At 57.6% G+C, this 1,072-nt stretch carries 1 protein-coding gene; it reads left to right on the top strand.

The window, feature by feature from the left end; translation table 11 throughout:
• Window positions 1–142 precede the first annotated feature (142 nt).
• Window positions 143–1,072 (top strand): ISNCY family transposase (locus ACIQUB_RS31460; protein WP_402935927.1); only part of this gene is annotated, 930 nt, incomplete at its 3' end.

The raw sequence follows: 1,072 nt of genomic DNA, 5'->3' as shown, positions 1-1,072 counted from the left end.
TGTAAGGGCTATTTAGTAATGCGACAGTTGGGCCAGTTAGAGATGCGACAGTCTCGCCTCTCGACGCACTGGTCAAAGCCAACGTTGGGAGCAAGGATGACGATCTTCAGCCTGGTCGAGACCATGAGCGGTCGGAGTCGTCATGTCCTTTTTGATCACCATGTCGCAGAAAGAATTGCATCGCCTCGAATTCATCCAGAAGATCCGTGACGAACGTCTGACGGTCGTCGAGGCCGCCGAACGGCTCGACCTCAGTCGAAGCCAGGTCCATCGACTGCTGCAGGCCTTTGACCGGGACGGTCCGGCTGGCCTTGTTTCGAAGAAACGATCGCGCCCGAGCAATCGGCGTCATAGCGAGGAGTTTCGCAATGCGGCGCTGGATCTGATCCGCGAACGCTATCTGGATTTCGGTCCGACGCTGGCGCGTGAGAAGCTGATCGAGCTGCACCATATCTCTGTCGCCAAGGAGACGCTGCGACAATGGATGACCGAGGCTGGTATCTGGGTCTCACGCAGAGAACACAAGAAACGGGTTTTCCAGCCACGCGGCCGGCGTGATTGCTTTGGCGAACTGGTGCAGATTGATGGCTCGCATCACTGTTGGTTCGAGGATCGTGGTCCCAAATGCGCCCTGCTCGTCTATATCGATGACGCGACCGGCAAGCTGCTGCATCTACGGTTTGCTGGATCGGAGAATACGTTCGACTATCTGCACGCGACCAAGGCCTATCTGCAGCAATGGGGCAAACCGCTGGCTTTCTATAGTGACAAGCATGGTGTTTTCCGCAGTACGCATGCGTCTGAGAAAGACCGGACGAGCGGCCTGACGCAGTTCGGTCGGGCGCTTTATGAGCTGAACATCGACATTATCTGTGCCAACACCCCGCAGGCCAAGGGCCGTGTGGAACGTGCCAACCAGACATTGCAGGATCGGCTGGTCAAGGAGATGCGGCTTCGCGGCATCGACACGATCGAGGACGCCAACGCCTATGCACCTGAGTTCATTGCGGATTTCAACAGGCGTTTCGGCAAGCCGCCGCGCAATCCGAAGGACATGCACCGGCCGTTGGCC

Origin of the sequence: Rhizobium sp. NPDC090275 (genome assembly GCF_044772225.1) — a bacterium.
Taxonomy (GTDB): domain Bacteria; phylum Pseudomonadota; class Alphaproteobacteria; order Rhizobiales; family Rhizobiaceae; genus Rhizobium.
The sequence above is the reverse complement of the archived record's forward strand: the minus strand, read 5'-3'. Positions and strand labels throughout refer to the sequence as shown.